This window comes from Paracoccus sp. S1E-3 (assembly GCF_013868135.1).
GTDB lineage: Bacteria > Pseudomonadota > Alphaproteobacteria > Rhodobacterales > Rhodobacteraceae > Paracoccus.
This window is the reverse complement of the sequence record NZ_JACEMU010000004.1, coordinates 515,350-534,596: the sequence shown is the minus strand read 5'-3', so window position 1 is coordinate 534,596 and position 19,247 is coordinate 515,350. Positions and strand designations below refer to the sequence as shown.

Below are 19,247 nucleotides of genomic sequence, written 5' to 3'. Positions count from 1 at the left end.
CGGCCTTCCGCGCTTCCGGGATGGAACAGACCGCCCGACGGCTTGGGCGGGCGCGGGGCTCGACAAATGGATTTTCCCGACCTGGCCGTCAGTTAGGCCAGGCGGCGCTATGCATTTTGCGCCCTGCCGTCGGACCAGCGGGGCGCCTGTGTCATGTTCTGCCGCCGCGCCGTTTCCGTCTCCGATGCCTGGAAAACCTGCCGTGACGGGCCGATCCGCCATCGCGACATGCGGGGGCGCTCATGCCGCCGGCGTCGCTGCCCCCATTCGCAACGCGGCGAACAGGTTGTAGTGTTCCCGTCGCGGCAGCGGATCAGATCTGCTGGGCGCGCAACTGCTCGGCGCGCAGCGGGTCGGCGGGATAGACACCCAGCACCTTCGTCATCGAGGTGAAATAGGTCAACTCGTCGAGGGCGCGCCCCACGGCGGGGTCATCGGGATGGCCCTCGATATCGGCATAGAACTGCGTCGCGGTGAAAACGCCGTCGATCATGTAGCTTTCCAGCTTGGTCATGTTCACGCCATTGGTGGCGAAGCCGCCCATCGCCTTGTAGAGCGCCGCCGGAATGTTGCGGACGCGGAAGACGAAGCTGGTCAGCATTCCGTTTTCGCCGGCGCGGTTCGGCCGGCGCGTATAGTCGGGTTCGCGCGACATGATGAGGAAGCGGGTGGTGTTGTTCTGGCGGTCCTCGATCCCGTCGGCGAGGCTTTCGAGGCCGTAGATCTCGCCCGCCAGCGGCGCGGCGAGTGCGGCAATGTGACGCTGGCCCTCCTCGGCGACGATTTTTGCCGAGCCGGCCGTATCGGCGCCGGTGATGCCCCGGATGGCATGTTCGCGCAGGAAGTTGCGGCACTGGCCGAGCAGGACCGTATGACTCATTGCGTCGGTGATCTCGGCCAGGGGCGTGCCGGGCACCGCCAGCAGGCTGATATGAACGCGCACGAAGGCTTCGTCGATGATGTGCAGGCCGGATTCGGGCAGCAGGTGATGAATGTCGGCGACCCGGCCATAGGTCGAGTTCTCGACCGGCAGCATCGCCAGATCGGCCTGACCCGACCTGACCGCTTCGATCACGTCCTCGAAGGTGCGGCAGGGCAGGGCCTCCATCGCGGGGCAGGCGTCGCGGCAGGCCTGGTGGCTGTAGGCGCCCGGCTCGCCCTGAAAGGCGATCAGATTGGTTTTCTTGCTCATCTTCAGGGCCCTCGGCGACGGATCGGCGTTTCGGGCGTGAACTACACCTTGAACCGGTCGAAAGAAAGCGGGTAGATACGGCCAGAATTTGAACACTACCTAGCGGGGACGGCAAATGTTCAACACCATGACCATCACCAAGGCGTCGGGCGCCCTGATTGGCGCGCTGCTGGCGTTGCTTCTGCTGTTCTGGGCTGGCAGCTCGCTGTACTATGTGGGCCCGACGGGTGGTCACGAAGGCGAGGAAATCGCCCAGGCCTATACGATCCCGGTCGAGGAATCGGCCGGCGGCGGCGAGGCCGCGGCCGAGGAGCAGATCGATTTCGGCGCGCTGATGGCGGCCGCGGACCCGGCCAAGGGCGAGAAGGTCTTCGGAAAGTGCAAGGCCTGCCACAAGCTGGACGGCACCGACGGAACCGGGCCGCATCTGAACGGTGTCGTTGGCCGTGCGGTCGCCAGCGTCGCGGGCTTCAACTATGATGACGCGATGAAGGAACACGCGGCCGAGGCGCCGAACTGGACGCCCGAGGCGCTGCAGGAATTCCTGACCAGCCCGAAGACCGTCGTGCCGGGCACCAAGATGTCCTTCGCCGGACTGCCGAAGGCGGAAGATCGGGCCAATCTGATCGCCTATCTGGAAACCCAGAACTGAACGGACCCCACGCGTCCATCATGCGCCCCGGCCCTCGCGGCCGGGCGTTTTCATTTGTGGCCCCCCGCTCACGAAAACGCGGATTGATCCGGGTGCGCGCCCTGCCGTAGCCTGCGGTTCAACAGATCTGCGAAGGACCGTCATGCGCCGACCCGAATTTCTTGCCGCCCTGATCCTGCCGCTGTCGCTGCTGGCGGTCCCTCTGGCCGCGCAGGAGGCCACGCCCGCCGCCGCCCCGGCTGCCGAGAAAACCACCATTGCCGCCGGCATCGGCGTGTTCGGGGCGCCGAAACTGCCCGACGATTTCCAGTATCTGCCCTATGTCAATCCCGACGCGCCAAAAGGGGGCGAGTTCTCGATGTCCTGGACCGGGGGCTTCGACAGCTTCAACCCCTATACGGTGAAGGGCCGCCCGGCGATCATGTCCTCGGCCATGCATGAATCCCTGATGGAAGGCACCGCCGACGAGATCGGCGCCGCCTATTGCCTGCTCTGCGAGAGCATCGAATATCCCGAAAGCCGCGACTGGGTGATCTTCACCCTGCGGGAGGAGGCGAAGTTTTCCGATGGCAGCCCCGTCACCGCGCAGGATGTTCTGTTCACATATGAAACCCTGCGCGCGAAGGGATTGAACTCGTTCCGCACGGTGATCGCCCAGTCGATCAAGGGCGCTGAGGTGCTGGATGACCGCCGCATCCGCTTTGATTTCGTCGAGGGCTATCCGCGCCGCGACGTGATCCAGGGCGCGGGCGGCCTGCCGGTCTTCTCGAAGAAGGATTTCGAGGAGAATGACCGGGATCTGGAGGCCAGCAGCGCCAAAGCCTTCATCGGCTCTGGTCCCTATATGTTCGACCGCGCCGATATGGGGCGCACCGTGGTCTGGAAACGCAACCCGGATTATTGGGGCAAGGACCTGCCGATCAATCGGGGGCGGCACAATTACGACCGCATCCGTATCGAATATTTCGGCGATTCCGATGCCGCCTTCGAGGCCTTCAAGGCCGGCGAATATGCTTTCCGCAACGAGAATTCTTCGGTCACCTGGGCCACCGGTTATGATTTTCCGGCACTCCAGAAGGGCTATGTCGTCAAGACGACGCTGCCCAATGGCAACAAGGCCCCGGCGCAGGGCTTCTTCATCAATCTGCGGCGCGAGAAGTTCCAGGACCCCCGCGTGCGCGAGGCCATCGCGTTGATGTTCAACTTCGAATGGGCCAACAAGGCGCTGTTCTATGACCTTTATACCCGCACCGAATCCTTCTGGGACAACAGCCCGCTGAAGGCGATGGGCAAGCCCGGCCCGGACGAACTGGCCCTGCTGGAGCCGCTGGCAGCCGATCTGCCCGCGGGGATCCTGACCGAGGACGCAGTGGTCCCCGCCAAAGGCGGCGCGCGGCAGATGGACCGCCCCGCGCTGCGTATGGCGGCGGCGCTTCTGGACGAAGCGGGCTGGGTGGCCGGCCCGGACGGGATGCGGCGCAACGCACAGGGGCAGGTGCTCAGCGTCGAGTTCATGAATGACAGCCAGACCTTCGACCGCATCATCAACCCCTATGTGGCGAACCTGCGCGCTCTCGGCGTCGATGCGAAGATGGCGCGGGTGGACGATGCCGAATACGAGACCCGGCGATACGAGTTCAACTATGACCTGATGATCGGCCATGCGCTGACAGACATGATCGCGGGCGACGGGCTGTATCAGACCTTCGGCTCGCAGGGGGTGAACGATGTCTTCAACCCGGCCGGCGTCGCCAACCCCGCCATCGACAAGCTGATCGCCACCGCCGTCGCCGCCAAGACCGAGGCCGAGATGGTGACCGCCACCCATGCGCTTGACCGGGCGCTGCGCGCGATGCGGATCTGGGTGCCCAACTGGTATAATCCCGACCATCTGGTCGCTTATTATGACCAGTATGAACATCCGGCCCAATTGCCCCCCTATGCGTTGGGTGAACTTGATTTCTGGTGGTATAACGCGGAAAAGGCAGAAAAGCTGAAAGCGGCCGGGGCGTTGCGCTAGGGTGCAGTCGGCAGCGGCACGAAACAACGACTGAGGGCGGGAAAAACCGCCACATGCGGGCAAAGGGCGGGCTATGGCGGCTTATCTGTTGCGGCGTTTGCTGCTGATCATCCCGACGCTGATCGGGATCATGGTGGTGAACTTCACCCTGACCCAGTTCGTCCCCGGCGGCCCGATCGAGCAGGTGATCGCCAAGGTCCGGGGCGAGGGCGACGCCTTCGCCAATATCGCCGGCGGCAGCGGCGACAGCGGCGGCGTCGAATATGCGGGCGCCCAGGGGTTGCCGCCCGAATTCATCGCCGAACTGGAAAAGGAATTCGGCTTCGACAAGCCGCCGCTGGAACGCTTCCTGTCGATGATGGGGGATTATCTGCGTTTTGATTTCGGCGACAGCTGGTTCCGCTCGACCAGCGTGATCGACCTGATCGTCGAGAAGATGCCGGTCTCGGTCACGCTGGGATTATGGTCGACGCTGCTGGCCTATCTGATCTCGATACCTTTAGGCATCAAGAAGGCGGTGCGTGACGGCACGCCCTATGACACCTGGACCTCGACGCTGATCATCATCGCTTATGCCATCCCGGCCTTCCTGTTCGCGGTCATGCTGATGGTGCTGTTTGCGGGCGGGTCCTATTGGAAGATCTTTCCGCTGCGGGGGCTGGTCAGTTCCGATTTCGACACATTGTCGACCTTCGGCAAGATCAAGGATTACCTGTGGCATATCACCCTGCCGGTGACGGCCTCGGCGATTTCGGGCTTTGCGACGCTGACGCTGCTGACGAAGAACAGCTTTCTGGACGAGATCAACAAGCAATATGTCATGACCGCCCGCGCCAAGGGCCTGACCGAGCGGCGCGTGCTTTACGGCCATGTCTTCCGCAATGCCATGCTGATCGTGATCGCGGGCTTTCCGGCGATGTTCATCGGGATGCTGTTCGGATCCTCGATCCTGATCGAGACGATCTTCTCGCTGGACGGCCTCGGCCGGCTGGGGTTCGAGGCGGCGGTGCAGCGCGACTATCCGGTGATCTTCGGCACCCTCTACGTCTTCGGGCTGCTCGGGCTGCTGGTGGGGATCCTGTCGGATCTGATGTATGTGCTGGTCGATCCGCGCATTGACTTTGAAAAGCGGGCAGGCTGATGGCGCTCTCAGAACTCAACCGCCGCCGCTGGCGCAACTTCCGCCGCAACGGCCGCGCCTTCTGGTCGCTGATCCTCTTCGCGGCGCTGTTCACCATCGCCATGTTCGCCGAACTGGTCGCCAATGACAAACCCATTGTCGTGAGTTACAAGGGCGAGCTGTATTTCCCTGTCTACAAATTCTACCCCGAGACCACTTTCGGCGGCGATTTCGCCACCCAGGCGATCTATACCGACCCGGCGGTGCAGTGCCTGATCGTCTCGGGCGGACGCGATGAGTGCTGGGACGACCCCGAAGGCTTCGCCGCATCGGTGAAGGATGGAAGCAGCGACGTGCCCCGCGCCGAACAGGGCTGGATGATCTGGCCGGTGATCCCCTACAGTTACAACACCATCAACAATGTGGGTCAGGCGCCGAGCGCGCCCGATGCCGCCCATTGGCTGGGCACCGACAATACCGCGCGCGACGTAACGGCGCGGGTGATCTACGGCTTCCGCACCTCGATCCTGTTCACGTTGATCGTGACGGTGGTGGCCTCGACCATCGGCGTCGCGATGGGGGCCATTCAGGGCTATTTCGGCGGCCGCACCGACATCATTCTGCAACGGATCATGGAAATCTGGCAGAACACCCCCTCGCTTTACGTCATCATCATCCTGTTCGCGATCCTCGGGCGAAGTTTCTGGTTGCTGGTCTTCGTGACCATCCTATTCGGCTGGCCGGCGCTCGTGGGCGTGGTCAGGGCCGAGTTCCTGCGGGCGCGCAATTTCGAATATGTCCGCGCCGCCCGCGCGCTTGGCGTCAGCGACCGGGTCATCATGTTCCGTCACATCCTGCCCAACGCCATGGTGGCTACGCTGACCATGCTGCCCTTCATCGTGACCGGCACGATTTCCGGCCTCGCGGCGCTGGATTACCTGGGCTACGGCCTGCCGGCATCCGCCCCAAGCCTGGGAGAGCTGGCGCTGCAAGGCAAACAGCATCTGAAGTCGCCCTGGCTCGCCTTCACCGCGTTTTTCACCTTCGCCATCATGCTGTCGCTGCTGGTCTTCATCTTCGAAGGCATCCGTGACGCCTTCGACCCCCGGAAGACCTTCAAATGACTGCAGCCTCCCCCCCCGAGGTCGTGCTGGATGTGCGCGATCTGAAGATCGGCTTCCGGCAGGACGGCAAGCTGAGCCCGGCGGTCAAGGGCGTCAGCTTCCAGATCAACCGGGGCGAGACGGTGGCACTGGTGGGCGAATCCGGGTCGGGCAAGTCAGTGACCGCGCTCTCGACCGTGCAATTGCTGGGCAATGCGGCCGAGCTCGACGGCTCGATCACCTATGAGGGCCGGCAGATGGTCGGCGCGGCCGAACCGGTGCTGCGCGACATTCGCGGCAATGACATCAGCTTCATCTTTCAGGAGCCGATGACCTCGCTGAACCCGCTGCACACGCTGGAACGGCAACTGTCGGAAAGTCTGGCGCTGCATCAGGGTCTGAAGGGGCCGGCGGCGCGGGCGCGCATCGTCGAACTGCTGGACCGCGTCGGCATCCGCAATGCCGAAAGCCGGTTGCAGGACTATCCGCATCAGTTGTCGGGCGGGCAGCGCCAGCGGGTGATGATTGCGATGGCGCTGGCGAACCGGCCGGAACTGCTGATCGCGGATGAGCCGACAACCGCACTCGACGTGACCATTCAGGCCCAGATCATGGATCTGCTGGCGGAACTGAAGCGCGACGAGCAGCTGTCGATGCTGTTCATCAGCCACGATCTGGGGCTGGTTCGGCGCATCGCCGACCGGGTCTGCGTAATGAAGGACGGCGAGATCGTAGAGCAGGGTCCGACCGAGGAGATCTTTGCCAATCCCCGGCACCCCTACACCCGCAAGCTTCTTGGGGCAGAGCCGCAGGGCCGCGCTGAGGCTGTGCCCGAGGGCGCCGAGGTCATGGTCGAGACCCGCGACCTGAAGGTCTGGTTCCCGATCAAGCGCGGCCTGCTGCGCCGCGTCACCGGGCATGTGAAGGCGGTCGATGGCGCCACGCTGTCGGTGCGGCGCGGCGAGACGCTGGGGATCGTCGGCGAAAGCGGCTCGGGCAAGACCACGTTGGCCTTGGCGATCATGCGGCTGATCGAAAGCGACGGGCCGATCCTTTATCTGGGACAGGACATCTCGCGCTGGGGCGGCCGTCAGTTGCGCCGGCTGCGCCGCGACATGCAGATCGTGTTTCAGGATCCGTTCGGCAGTCTCAGCCCGCGCATGACGGTCGAACAGATCATTGCCGAGGGGTTGGGCGTTCACGGCGTCGATCCGGGGCGCAACCGGCGCGAGATGGTGGCCGAGATCATGGCCGAGGTCGGGCTGAACCCCGAGACCATGCACCGCTATCCGCACGAATTTTCCGGCGGGCAGCGCCAGCGCATCGCCATTGCGCGGGCGATGATCCTGCGCCCGAAGGTGGTCGTGCTGGACGAGCCGACAAGCGCGCTCGACATGACGGTGCAGGTGCAGATCGTCGATCTGCTGCGCAATCTGCAGCAAAAGCACGGGCTTACCTTCCTGTTCATCAGCCACGATCTGCGGGTGGTGCGCGCCATGGCCCATCAGATCATGGTCATGCGCGCGGGCGAAGTGGTCGAACAGGGCAGCGTCGATCAGGTCTTCGATGCCCCCGTCACCGACTATACCCGCGCCTTGATGGCGGCGGCGTTCCGGGATCGCACCGTCGAGGAACCCGTATGAAATTGTTGTTCGTTCACCAGAATTTCCCCGGACAGTTCCCTCATCTGGCACCCGCCCTGCGGAGGCGCGGCCATGACGTTCTGGCACTGACCGACCAGAAAAATCCGCGCTCGAGCCCCGTTCCGGTGGTGAAATACAAGACCCCCGAGAAAGTAACCTGCAGCCAGCCGATGGCGCAGTCTTACGCCGAACATGTCGAGCGTGGCCTGATGGCCGCGCGCGGCGCCCGCGCGCTGCGCGACCGGCACGGCTATACCCCCGACGTGATCTTCGGCCATTCCGGCTGGGGCGAGACGCTGTTCCTGCGCGAGATCTGGCCCGACGCGAAACTTCTGGTCTATGCCGAGCTGCTGTATCGCACCCGCGGTCAGGACGTGGGGTTCGACGCCGAATTCATCCGCGATCTCGACTGGTCGCGTTTCTCCACCACGGCGCGCAACGCGCATCTGGCCCTGGGCATCCTGCAATGCGACGCGGCGCTGGCGCCGACACGCTATCAGGCCGGCAGTTTCCCGGCCGAATTGCAATCGAAGATCACCGTCATCCATGACGGCATCGACACCGACATCATGCGCCCCGATCCGCAGGCGCGCCTCACCTTGCCGAACGGTCGGGTGCTGCGCGCAGGCGATGAGGTGCTGACCTTCGTGTCGCGCTCGCTGGAGCCTTATCGCGGCTTTCACATCTTCATGCGCGCCTTGCCCGAGGTGATGGCGGCGCGGCCCGAAGCGCAGGTGGTGCTGATCGGCGGCGAGGGGGTCAGCTATGGCGGCAAGCCGCAGGACGCCGACAGCTGGAAGGCCAAGATGCTGGCCGAAACCGAGGGGCGGATCGACCTCGACCGGGTGCATTTCCTGGGCCGCGTCGCCTATAACGACTATCGCCGCGTCATCCAGATCGGGCGCGTCCATTGCTATCTGACCTATCCCTTCGTCCTGTCATGGTCGCTGACCGAGGCGATGTCGGCGGGTGCCTATATCGTCGGCTCGGACACCGAGCCGGTGCGCGAATTGATCACCGATGGCGAGAATGGCCGGCTGGTGCCCTTCTTCGATGTGCCGGCGCTGTCGGCCGCGCTGATCTGGGGGCTGTCGGGTGCCGATCCGCAGGCACAGGTGCTGCGCGCGGCGGCCCGCCAGACCATCCTCGACGGCTATGACCTGCGCCAGCACAGTCTGCCCCGGCTGATCGACTGGGTGGAAAGCTTCGCGCCGCATGGCCAGCCGGGGGTCACAGGGGCAAGCTGATCCGCGCCGACATTCCGCCGAGCGACTCGTCGCGCCCCAGCGTCAGGCCGCCGCCATTCAACGCCGCCAGATCGGCCACGATGGCCAGCCCCAGCCCGGCGCCGGGACCGCGCTCGTCCAGACGGGTGCCGCGCGCCAGCGCCTTTGCGTGATCGCTGTCGGGCATGCCGGGGCCGTCATCGGCCACGGTGACGATGATCCGCTGGCCGTCGATGCGCGCAGCGACCGCGATCCGGCTCTGCGCCCATTTGGTGGCGTTTTCCATCAGATTGCCCAGCATTTCCTGTGCGTCCTGCTGTTCCACCGGCAGCGTCGCGCCCGGCGGCACGTCCTGCTCCAGCGTGATGCCGCCATCCTCCAGCGCCCGGCGCAGCACCAGCGCGATATCCGCGACCACCGGTGCCAGTGGCGTGCGCTGTCCCAGAACCCGGCGCCCGCCGGCGCTGCGGGCGCGTTTCAGATGCCAGGCGATCTGGCGGTCCATGCGCGCGATCATCGCCTGACCGGGATCATCGGGCGCCATGTCGCCCTGCAGCGCCATCAGCGGGGTTTTCAGCGAATGGGCGAGATTTCCGATCTGCTCGCGGGTGCGCGCCAGTTGTGTGCGGTTCTGGACCAGCAGGGCGTTGATTTCCTGCGCCACCTGCTGCAGTTCGGCGGCATCGGGCTGGGGCAGGGTGGCTGCCTCGCCCGCGCGGACGGCGCGCAGATCGCGCCCCATCGCCTTCAGCGCGCTGAGGCCGAGCGTGACCTGCACCAGCACCGCCAGCCCGAGACCCAGGCCCAGCACCACAAGCGTCCAGGCGAGCGGGCGGCGCACGGCGGACAGGGAGGCGTCGATCTCGGCCTGGGGGGCGGCGACGGTCAGGCTCAGGGCCTCGGTGCTGCCGGGGACGGTGAAGTCGCGCCGGGTCAGGCGCAGGGCCGCGCCGTCCGGGCCGGCATCGCCGTCAAGCTGTGCCTGATAAAGCGAATCCGAGGCCGCGAAGACCTGGCCATCCGCCGTCATCTGCCAGTACCAGCCCGAGAGCGGTGCGGAAAAACGCGGATCGCTGGGCGCGTTCTGCAATTGCGCCAGCCCCTCGGCATCCGCCTCGGTTCCGGCGATCAGCGCATCGGCCACGGCGGCGGTTTCGGCATCGAAGCGGGTGGTGACGAAGCGTTCCAGCACCCCGCCGATGACCAGCCACGCTGTCAGCAGGGCGACGCTCAGCCAGGCCGCCGACAGCCATAACAGCCGCCCCCGGATCGAGCGCCAGCCGATCACGGGGCGGTTGCGGGGGCGTCGCGCAGGACATAGCCCTCGCCCCGGCGGGTCTCGATCACGCCCTCCCCGGTTTTCTTGCGCAGCCGGCCGATGACCACCTCGATCGATTTGAAATCGCGATCCGCATTGGCGTCGTAGAGATGTTCGGCCAGTTCCGTGCGCGAGACGATGCGGTTCTTGTGGTGGATCAGGTAGGACAGGATGCGCTGCTCGAACGCGGTCAGCTTCAGCGGCAGCCCGTCGCGGGTGACGACGCCCAGCTGGCTGTCCAGCCGCAGCGCCCCCGCCGCGATCACCGGCTGGGCATGGCCGGCGGCGCGGCGCACCAGCGTCTGGGCGCGGATCACCACCTCGTCGAGGCGAAAGGGCTTGACGGCATAGTCATCGGCGCCGGCGCGAAAACCCGCCACCTTGTCGGCCCATTCTCCGCGCGCCGTCAGGATCAGAACCGGCATGGTGATCCCCGCGCCGCGCCAGCTTTCCAGCACCGCGATCCCGGACATGCCCGGCAGCCCCAGATCCAGCACCGCCACGTCATAGATTTCGGTTGCTCCCAGATATTCGCCCCGCTCGCCATCGGCTGCGCAATCGGGCACGAAGCCCGCATCCCGCATGGCCTGCGCCAATTGGGCGGACAGGGTGGGGTCGTCCTCGACAATCAGGCAGCGCATCAGTCGTGATCCCTTTCGCGGTCGTTGCCCTTGGCGCGCGCGGCGGTCAGGCCGCGGCCGCGCACATCCAGCACGCGGCCGGTGACGCCGTCCAGCCGGATCAGCAGGACATTGCCCTGCGGCGACAGCAGCGTCAGTTGCTGGACCACCTCGGCCCCCAAGGCGAATTCGTAAGGCCGGGGCGCATCGAGCCGTGCCGCCAGCAGCCGGCCGTCGAAACGCTGTGCCACGATCTTCACGAGCGCGTAAAATGGCATCAGCGGCGCGGGCCGCGCCGGTTCGGCGGCAAGCGGCGTGGCGAAGGCCAGCAAAAGAACGGTGATGCGGAACATGCTGCCAGTTTAGCCTCAGAAGGTAAACGAAATCCCAATGGCCCATTGGTGATTGGTTCGCAAACGATTCGCTAGACCGTCCGTATCGGGGGCGATGCCCCTGCACATTCTGAAAGGAAAACAGATGAGCAGCACATTGAAAGCTTCGGTCACCGCGCTGGCGGTTATGGCTATTCTGGGGCCGGGCCTGGCTCAGGCGCAGACCGCGCCGGCCCCGGCCGAGCAGCCGGCCCCCGCCGAGCAGTCGGCCCCTGCCTCGCCCGCCGCGCCGGCGGTTCCCGAGATCCTGCAAGGCGCGGCCTTCAGCGACGTGACCAGCCGGCCGGGTCCGCGCGGCGGCCTGTTCGTCGAGGGCACCATCGCCGAAACCGGCAAATCCTTCGACGCCATGGTCAACAGCGAAGGCCAACTGGTTGGCATGCGCACCGCCGAAGGGGCGGCGCTGCCCGCCTCGGTGGTCGAGGCGCTGCTGCCTGAGGGCGCGCGCGCCCATCCGATCCTGCCCGAGATCGCGGTGCTGAGTGCAATCGGCTCGCGCGACGGCGCGGTCATGGTCGCCGGTCAGGACGCCAAGGGTGAGGAGGTCCGCATGGGCTTCAGCGCCGAGGGCGCGCTGATGCATTTCGACCGTGGCGGCCGCGAGGGGCGCGAAGGCCGGGGCGGCTGGATGGGGCGCGAGGGCAAAGGTCCGCGTGACGGCGAGGGTTTCCATGGCGGGCGCGAGGGCAAAGGCGCGCGCGCGGGCCACGGGGATCACGGCGAGAAGGGGCCGCGTGGCGACAAGGGCCCGCGCGGCGACCGGGGCGATCGCGCTGATCGTGGTGCGCCCGAAGGGCGTCCGGGTCGCGACCTGCCGCCGCCTCCGCCGCCGCCGATTGACGAAGCCGCGCTGCGTGGCGCGCTGGAAAGCGGCGGCTACACCGCCGTCGACAACCTGCGCCCCACCCCCGACGGAATCGTCGTCGAAGCCACCAATCCCCAGGGCGAGGACGTTCTGGTGGTTGTCACCCCTGGCGGCGAGGTCGTGCGCGAAACAGCCCGCTGACCCGGCGCGGGACGTGCTGGGGGCGCGGCCTTCGGGCCGCGCCTTTGTCGTGATGTTCAGCCAAGCGCGGCCAGCAGCAGCGCCAGTGCATGTTCTGTGGCTGCGGTGCGCACCCGGTCGCGGCCAGGCGCGCCGAACTCCACCGTTTCGGTGGCAACGCCGTTGGGCGTTGCCACGCCGAAGCAGACGCGCCCCTCGGGCTTGTGATCCGACCCGCCGGGACCGGCGATGCCAGTGACCGACACCGCCAGCCCGGCCTGCGCGTTCTTCAGCGCGCCGATGGCCATCTCGGCGGCGGTCTCCTCGCTGACGGCGCCATGCGCGGCCAGTGTCGCCGCCCGAACGCCCAGCATCTCCTGCTTGGCGGCATTGGAATAGGTGACGAAGCCGCGATCGAACACATCCGATGATCCAGCCACGGCCGTCAGCGCGGCCGAAATCAGGCCGCCGGTGCAGCTTTCCGCCGTGGCGATCATCAGCCCCTGCGCGCGGGCTGCGGCGAGGATTTCGGCCGCGACGCTCACATGATCAATCCGTGATAGATGCCGGCGCAGACCATGGTGGCGAGGCCCGCGAACAGCCCCGCCCAGAGGTCGTCCAGCATCACCCCCATGGTCCCCCCCTCGCGGTCGGCCCGACCGACCAGCCAGGGTTTCCAGATGTCGAACAGCCGGAAGAACAGGAAAGCCGCGACATAGCCGGGCCAGGGGAAATTGGTCGATTCCAGCCCCGCGTGCCAGAAGCCGTAGGACGGGAAGCACAGCGCAAGCCACTGGCCCGCCACCTCGTCGATGACGATTTCCGAGCGGTCAGGATCCTCCATGCCCCGCGTGTAGCGCCCAACCGACCAGAAGCCGAGTGCGGTCACCGCGATGGTCGCCAGCGCCAGCAGCGGGAAGCTGCCGATCCAGTGGATCAGCACGCCAAGCGCGACCGCCACAGCAGAACCCCAGGTGCCGGGGGCCGGTTTCATCAGCCCGGCGCCGAACCAGGTCACGATCATGCGGTCCATGGTTTATCCTTTCATCAGCGTGGCGGTGGCAATGGCGGCGATGCCCTCGCCCCGGCCGGTAAAGCCCAGCCGTTCCGAGGTGGTGGCCTTGACCGAGACGCGGGACGCGTCAATCCCCATGATCTCGGCCAGCCGGTCCTGCATGGCACCCGCATGGGGGCCGATCTTCGGAGCCTCGCAGATCAGCGTCACGTCGACATTGCCGAAGCGGAAGCCGCGCGCGCGTGCCAGCTCGGCGGCATGGCGCAGGAAGATGGCGCTGTCGGCGCCCTTCCATTGCGGATCGGAGGGCGGGAAATGCCGGCCGATATCGCCTTCGGACAGCGCGCCATAAATGGCATCGGTCAGGGCGTGCATGCCGACATCGGCGTCCGAATGCCCCTTCAGCCCGCGATCATGGGCGATCCGCACCCCGCAGAGGGTGACGTGGTCGCCATCCTCGAAGGCATGCACGTCGAAACCATTGCCAAGGCGAATATCCATCGCGCCCCCCAGGATACGGCGGGCGCGGTCGATATCCGGCCCATAGGTGAGTTTCAGATTGTCCTCGGCGCCCGGGGTGATGACCACCTCGTGCCCGGCGCGGCGGGCCAGTTCGACATCGTCGGCGGCGCCTTCGGGAAAGGCGCGATGGGCCGCCAGAATGGTGTCCAGCCGGAACCCCTGCGGGGTCTGGGCGCGAAACAGCCCCTCGCGCGATTGCATGCCGGTGACCCGTCCGTCCGCGCCCTGCCACAGCGCGTCGGTGACGGGCAGGGCCGGGGCGGCGGCGACCGCCCCGCGTTCCAGCGCCGCGACCACGCCCGCGATCACATCGACCGGGACCAGCGGCCGGGCGCCGTCATGGATCAGCACATGGGTGACGCCGCTGCCCTCCAGCACCTCCAGCCCGGCGCGGACGCTGTCGGACCGGCTGTCGCCGCCCGCGACCAGCGTGACCGACCCGCCCAGGGCCGCGACCGCATGGGCCATATCCTCGGGGCTGACGGTCACCACGACGCGGCCGAAGCCGGCGAAGGCATCGATGCTGCGCGCCAGAACAGAGCGCCCGCCGAGATCGCGCCATTGCTTCGGTTCCCCCCCCATGCGGCTGCCGCGCCCGGCGGAGGTGATGATGACGGCGATGTGGTCCAGTTCCTGCATGGGGCTGGTCTAGTCGAGGCGCGGGCGCCGCGCAATCGTGCCGCACCGGCGCGGCGCACTCTCTTTTCGCCTCGGCCCCCTGTCTATCCCGGCGCGGGCGGGTTAGATAAGTGGGGCTGATGAACGCTGCGACAAGGACCACAGCCATGACCGAACTTTCCCCTGCCGATACCGCCAAGAACGCCGCCGCGGTCGCGGCCGTCGCATTGGTCGAGGACGGGATGCGGCTCGGGCTTGGCACCGGATCGACGGCGGCCTTCATGGTGCGCCGCCTGGCCGAGCGGGTGCAGGCCGAGGGGCTGCACCTGCGCTGCGCCGCCACAAGCCAGGCCACGGCGGATCTGGCGAAAAGCCTGGGCCTGAAGATCGAGGCGCTGGATGATATCGGCTGGCTTGACCTGACGCTGGACGGCGCCGATGAGGTCGATCCCGACCTCAACCTGATCAAGGGCGGCGGCGCGGCGCTGCTGCGTGAGAAGATCGTGGCCTGCGCCTCGGCGCGGATGGTGGTCATGGCAGATGGCGCCAAGGTGGTCGAGACCCTGGGCGCATTTCTGCTGCCGGTCGAGGTGATCCCCTTCGGCTGGCAGACCACGCGTCAACTGGTGCTGCGGGTGCTGGACAAGCTGGAGCTGGAAGGCCGCGCGGTCACCCGGCGGATGCACGCGGGTGCGCCGGTGCTGACGGATGAGGGCAACTTCATCCTCGATCTGGCACTGGAGGCAATCCCCGATCCGGCGGCGCTGTCGGTGGCGCTGAACGCGCTGCCGGGCGTGGTCGAGAACGGGCTGTTCCTTGGCATCTGCGATCTGGCCATTATCGGCCAGCCCGATGGCAGCGTGGTCGAGCTGACCGTCGAGGAGATCGCGGAATGAGTTTTGACTATGACCTGTTCGTGATCGGCGGCGGCTCTGGCGGGGTGCGGGCGGCGCGCATCTCCGCCGGCTATGGCGCCAAGGTCGGACTGGCCGAGGAAAGCCGCATGGGGGGCACCTGCGTGATCCGCGGCTGCGTCCCCAAGAAGCTGATGGTCTTCGCCTCGACCGCGCCGGCCGAGGCTGAACAGGCGCGCGGATTCGGCTGGGAGGGCGCCACGGCGGGCAGCTTCAGCTGGGACGCCTTCAAGGCCAAGCTGGATGCCGAGCTTAACCGCCTGGAAGCGGCTTATACCCGCGGACTGGAAGCCGCGGGCGTCAACATTTTCCATCAGCGCGCCCGCATTGTCGGCCCGCATGAGGTCGAACTGGCCGACGGCATGCGCATCAGCGCCAGACATATCCTGATCGCCGCCGGCGGTCGCCCGCAGCTGCCGGGCATCCCCGGCGAGGATCTGGGCCTGATCTCGGACGATCTGTTCCTGCTGGACCGCCTTCCGGGTAAGGTGCTGGTGGTTGGGGGGGGCTTCATCTCCTGTGAGTTTGCGACCATTCTCAATGGGTTAGGGGTGAACACCACGCTCGTCTATCGCGGCGATAAGGTCTTGCGCGGCTTTGACATGGACCTGCGCGAGCTGCTGACCATGCAGCTGGCCGATATCGGCATCCATGTCCGGCTGAAACAGCAACCGGCCCGGCTGGACAAGGCCGGCGACGGGGTCCGTGTCACCTTTGCAGATGGCCAGTCCGAGGATTTCGACGCGGTGATCTTCGCCACCGGCCGCACGCCCTATACCAAGGGTCTGGGACTGGAAGCGGCGGGGGTCGGGCTGACCCCGAACGGCGCGATTGCAGTCGATGAATGGTCGCAGACGAACATCCCCTCGATCTTCGCGGTGGGCGACGTGACCGACCGGGTGAACCTGACCCCGGTGGCCATCCGCGAGGGCCACGCCTTCGCCGATACCCTTTTCGGCAACAACCCGCATCACCTGAACCATGATCTGGTCGCCGGCGCCGTCTATACCCGCCCGCACGAAGTCGCCACCATCGGCATGACCGAGGATGAGGCAATTCGTCGCGGCGGGGTGGAAATCTACGACACCCGCTTCCGGCCGATGAAGTCGCTGTTTGCGGGCTCGGACGCGCGGGTGATGATGAAGCTGATCGTGGACGAGGCGACGCGGAAGGTGCTGGGCTGCCAGATATTCGGTCCCGAGGCCGGGGAATTGATCCAGCTGGCCGCGATTCCGATCACCATGGGCGCCACCAAGGAGGATTTCGACCGCACCGTCGCCGTCCATCCGACCCTGGCCGAGGAGCTGGTCACCATGCGCCAGCCCACCCGCAGACACGAGGCGACGGCGCCCGATAGGGCATAGAGAAGATGGGCAAAGCCTTGACTTTCGGGCCTTTGCCCCCAGTTTCAGGCACGAGTAAAACAGGAAGAGGCAGCAGATGGCACAGGGCCCCTGGGGCGGCGGCAACGGCGGAAATAACGGAAATGGCGGCGATAATGACGGCAAGGAGCCGCCTCGCGGCCCGCAGCGGCCATGGGGGCAGCAGGGCGGCCAACGTCCCGAACCGCCGCGTCGTCCGGCCGATCTGCCCGAAATCGAAGATCTGATGAAAAAGGGCCAGGATCGGCTGCGCGTGCTGATGGGTGGCCGCGGATCGGGCAATGGCAACGGGCCGCGCCGTCCACAGGGGCCGGGCTTCAGCTTCGACCGGCGCACATTGGGTCTGGGCGCGATCGTGCTGCTGGGCCTCTGGGCTTTCGCCAGCTTCTACACGGTCAAGCCGGAAGAACGTTCGGTCGAGTTTCTGTTCGGCCGTGCGGTCGGCACCGGCGATCCGGGCCTGAACTTTGCGCCGTGGCCGGTGGTCACCAAGGAAATCGTGCAGGTCACCGGCGAGCGCGTGACCGAAATCGGCACCGGCCAGACCGATCCGGTTCGCAAGGGCAGCGGCAATATCAGCGCCGTCGATACCGGGCTGATGCTGACGCGCGACCAGAATATCGTGAACATGGAATATCAGGTGGTCTGGAACATCTCGGACCCGGAAAAATACCTGTTCAATCTGGCCGATCCGGCGGGCACGATCCGCGCGGTGGCGGAATCCTCGATGCGCGACATCATCGCGCGCTCGGAACTGGCGCCGATCCTGAACCGTGACCGGGGCGCCATTGCCGAGGATCTGAAGCTGTCGGTGCAGCAGACACTCGACAGCTATCAGTCGGGGATCAACGTGGTGCGCGTCAACCTCGACCGCGCCGATCCGCCGGGCGAGGTGATTGACGCTTTCCGCGAAGTGCAGGCCGCCCAGCAGCGCCGCGACGCGCTGGAAAAGGAAGCCGATGCCTATGCCAACCGGGTCCTGGCTGCCGCACGCGGTGAAGCTGCGGCCCTGGTCGAAGGCGCGGAAGCCTACCGCGCGCAGGCGGTGAACGAGGCGCAGGGTGAATCGGCGCGCTTCAACTCGGTCTATGCCGAATATGCCAAGGCACCCGAGGTAACGCGCAAGCGTATGTATCTGGAAACCATGGAAAAAGTTCTTGGCGGCGTCGACAAGGTGCTGCTCGATGACAGCGCGGGGGCGGTGCCCTATCTGCCGCTTGATCGTGTCCGCCAGCGGAACGAACAGCCGCCGGCGGCGGATCAGAGCAACACTTCGCCCTCGGGCAATACTCAGACGGGGGGCAACTGATGGCCGGGGCACGCAAGAAACTTCTGGGGACGCTGGCAATTCCCGCGCTGCTCGTGGTTGGGGTGATCGCGGCCTCGTCGCTGTTCATCGTCGACGAACGTGAAAAGGCGCTGGTGCTGCGTCTGGGCCGGGTGGTCCATGTCCAGGAACGCCCCGGTCTGGGGATCAAGATTCCGTTCATGGATCAGGTGGTGAAATATGACGACCGCATGCTGGGCCTGTCGACCAATCCGGCCGAGGTCACGCCGCTGGATGACCGCCGCCTGATCGTCGACGCCTTTGCGCGCTGGCGCATCACCGATGTGGTCCGCTTCCGTCAGGCCGTGGGCGCGGGCGGCATCGAAGCCGCGATGGGCCGTCTGGACCCGATCGTGCGCACCGCCATCCGCGAGGTGCTGGGGGGCGTCCCCTCGACCACCGTACTGTCGGATGACCGGACGACGCTCATGAACCAGATCCGTGACGAGGCCCGGCGCAACTCGGAAGGGCTGGGGGTCGAGATCATCGACGTGCGCCTGACGCGCACCGATCTGCCCGAGCAGAACCTCGCGGCGACCTATGAACGGATGCGCGCCGAGCGCCAGCGCGAGGCCGCCGACGAGATCGCCCGCGGGAACGAGGCCGCGCGCCGGGTGCGCGCCGCCGCGGATCGCACCGTGGTCGAGCTGACTTCGGAAGCCGGCCGGAACGCCGAGATCATCCGGGGTGAAGCCGACGCCGCGCGCAACGCGATCTTCGCCGAGGCTTTCGGGCGGGACCCGGAGTTCTTCGCCTTCACCCGCTCGATGACGGCCTACGAACGGGCGTTGCAGGCGGGCAATTCGCAGATCGTCGTCAAGCCGGAAGGGGATTTCTTCACCTATCTGACCAATGACGGGGCGGAAAATGCCACGCCGGCCACCCCGCCCGAAGCGCTGCCGCCGGCCGAGAACCTGTCGACGCTGCCCGCGCAGGACGGCGCGCCGATGGACCCGATCCAGGCCGACAGCGCGGTGACGCCGAAGCCGCTGGAAATGCCCTGGGACACAGAGCCGGGGGCGGCGATGGGCGATGATGCCCCCGATGCCGCCGCCTCGCCGGTGCCGCCTGCGGATACGATGCCCGCGCCCGAGGCAGAACCTGCCACCGAGGCGGCGCCCGCACCTGACGCAGCGCCCGTGCCCGAGGCTGAGGCCGCGCCCGAGGCGGAGGCACCGGTCACCAACTGATCCCGGCG

The 19,247-nt window shown here is 66.5% G+C and carries 18 protein-coding genes; 11 read left to right on the top strand and 7 right to left on the bottom strand.

All coding sequences use genetic code 11. The features are described from left to right. Positions 1–313 precede the first annotated feature (313 nt). Entirely contained in the window at positions 314–1,192 is an 879-nt protein-coding gene (locus H1S04_RS02635; RefSeq protein ID WP_181743993.1) for a prephenate dehydratase, read from the bottom strand. 115 nt (positions 1,193–1,307) lie between these two features. Here H1S04_RS02635 and H1S04_RS02630 point away from each other — a divergent pair, with 115 nt between their 5' ends. From H1S04_RS02630 to H1S04_RS02605, 6 genes are all read left to right on the top strand, one after another. Continuing rightward, positions 1,308–1,844 carry a cytochrome c family protein gene (locus tag H1S04_RS02630; protein WP_181743992.1) on the top strand — a complete coding sequence of 179 codons (537 nt, stop codon included), beginning with the start codon at positions 1,308–1,310 and terminating at the stop codon, positions 1,842–1,844. Between the two features lie 142 nt (positions 1,845–1,986). After that, complete coding sequence (locus tag H1S04_RS02625; RefSeq protein ID WP_181743991.1) at positions 1,987–3,864, top strand: extracellular solute-binding protein; 1,878 nt, start codon at positions 1,987–1,989, stop codon at positions 3,862–3,864. Between the two features lie 73 nt (positions 3,865–3,937). Next, complete coding sequence (locus H1S04_RS02620; RefSeq protein ID WP_181743990.1) at positions 3,938–5,005, top strand: microcin C ABC transporter permease YejB; 1,068 nt, start codon at positions 3,938–3,940, stop codon at positions 5,003–5,005. Next, positions 5,005–6,108 carry an ABC transporter permease gene (locus H1S04_RS02615; RefSeq protein WP_181743989.1) on the top strand — a complete coding sequence of 368 codons (1,104 nt, stop codon included), beginning with the start codon at positions 5,005–5,007 and terminating at the stop codon, positions 6,106–6,108. The genes H1S04_RS02620 and H1S04_RS02615 overlap by 1 nt, the downstream gene beginning before the upstream one ends. Next, a complete protein-coding gene (locus H1S04_RS02610; RefSeq protein ID WP_181743988.1) occupies positions 6,105–7,730 on the top strand; it encodes an ABC transporter ATP-binding protein in 1,626 nt (541 codons plus the stop codon). Before H1S04_RS02615 ends, H1S04_RS02610 begins: the two co-directional genes overlap by 4 nt. Continuing rightward, entirely contained in the window at positions 7,727–8,977 is a 1,251-nt protein-coding gene (locus H1S04_RS02605; protein ID WP_181743987.1) for a glycosyltransferase, read from the top strand. The genes H1S04_RS02610 and H1S04_RS02605 overlap by 4 nt, the downstream gene beginning before the upstream one ends. Here H1S04_RS02605 and H1S04_RS02600 read toward each other — a convergent pair. The 3 genes from H1S04_RS02600 to H1S04_RS02590 are packed head-to-tail and all read right to left on the bottom strand — an operon-like array spanning position 8,961 to position 11,247. Next, complete coding sequence (locus H1S04_RS02600; RefSeq protein ID WP_181743986.1) at positions 8,961–10,244, bottom strand: sensor histidine kinase; 1,284 nt, start codon at positions 10,242–10,244, stop codon at positions 8,961–8,963. The two genes, H1S04_RS02605 and H1S04_RS02600, sit on opposite strands and share 17 nt — an antisense overlap. Continuing rightward, complete coding sequence (locus H1S04_RS02595; RefSeq protein WP_181743985.1) at positions 10,241–10,915, bottom strand: response regulator transcription factor; 675 nt, start codon at positions 10,913–10,915, stop codon at positions 10,241–10,243. Before H1S04_RS02595 ends, H1S04_RS02600 begins: the two co-directional genes overlap by 4 nt. Next, positions 10,915–11,247, bottom strand: a complete 333-nt coding sequence (locus H1S04_RS02590; protein ID WP_181743984.1) for a hypothetical protein — start codon at positions 11,245–11,247, stop codon at positions 10,915–10,917. The genes H1S04_RS02595 and H1S04_RS02590 overlap by 1 nt, the downstream gene beginning before the upstream one ends. 124 nt (positions 11,248–11,371) lie before the next feature. Between H1S04_RS02590 and H1S04_RS02585 the strand changes: the two genes are divergently transcribed. Then, entirely contained in the window at positions 11,372–12,292 is a 921-nt protein-coding gene (locus H1S04_RS02585; RefSeq protein ID WP_181743983.1) for a hypothetical protein, read from the top strand. A 56-nt stretch (positions 12,293–12,348) separates the two neighbouring features. On the opposite strand, the gene H1S04_RS02580 is transcribed toward H1S04_RS02585, so the two are convergent. The 3 genes from H1S04_RS02580 to H1S04_RS02570 are packed head-to-tail and all read right to left on the bottom strand — an operon-like array spanning position 12,349 to position 14,447. After that, the gene (locus H1S04_RS02580) at positions 12,349–12,816 is read right to left on the bottom strand and encodes a CinA family protein (RefSeq protein ID WP_181743982.1); all 468 of its coding nucleotides are present in this window, start codon (positions 12,814–12,816) and stop codon (positions 12,349–12,351) included. Continuing rightward, positions 12,813–13,304: a phosphatidylglycerophosphatase A gene (locus H1S04_RS02575; protein ID WP_181743981.1), complete on the bottom strand. Its 492-nt coding sequence runs from the start codon at positions 13,302–13,304 to the stop codon at positions 12,813–12,815. Before H1S04_RS02575 ends, H1S04_RS02580 begins: the two co-directional genes overlap by 4 nt. A gap of 3 nt (positions 13,305–13,307) precedes the next feature. Then, on the bottom strand, positions 13,308–14,447 hold the full coding sequence (locus H1S04_RS02570) for a bifunctional 2-C-methyl-D-erythritol 4-phosphate cytidylyltransferase/2-C-methyl-D-erythritol 2,4-cyclodiphosphate synthase (RefSeq protein WP_181743980.1): 1,140 nt from the start codon (positions 14,445–14,447) through the stop codon (positions 13,308–13,310). 146 nt (positions 14,448–14,593) lie between these two features. On the opposite strand from H1S04_RS02570, the gene rpiA reads away from it, so the two are divergent. From rpiA to hflC, 4 genes are all read left to right on the top strand, one after another. Further along, entirely contained in the window at positions 14,594–15,322 is a 729-nt protein-coding gene (rpiA, locus tag H1S04_RS02565; protein WP_181743979.1) for a ribose-5-phosphate isomerase RpiA, read from the top strand. Next, positions 15,319–16,704 (top strand): glutathione-disulfide reductase, encoded by a 1,386-nt coding sequence (gene gorA, locus H1S04_RS02560; RefSeq protein WP_181743978.1) that lies wholly within the window; start codon positions 15,319–15,321, stop codon positions 16,702–16,704. The genes rpiA and gorA overlap by 4 nt, the downstream gene beginning before the upstream one ends. A gap of 76 nt (positions 16,705–16,780) precedes the next feature. Beyond that, on the top strand, positions 16,781–18,031 hold the full coding sequence (hflK, locus tag H1S04_RS02555; RefSeq protein WP_181743977.1) for an FtsH protease activity modulator HflK: 1,251 nt from the start codon (positions 16,781–16,783) through the stop codon (positions 18,029–18,031). Then, a complete protein-coding gene (gene hflC, locus H1S04_RS02550) occupies positions 18,031–19,239 on the top strand; it encodes a protease modulator HflC (RefSeq protein WP_181743976.1) in 1,209 nt (402 codons plus the stop codon). The genes hflK and hflC overlap by 1 nt, the downstream gene beginning before the upstream one ends. The last annotated feature ends 8 nt before the right edge of the window (positions 19,240–19,247 follow it).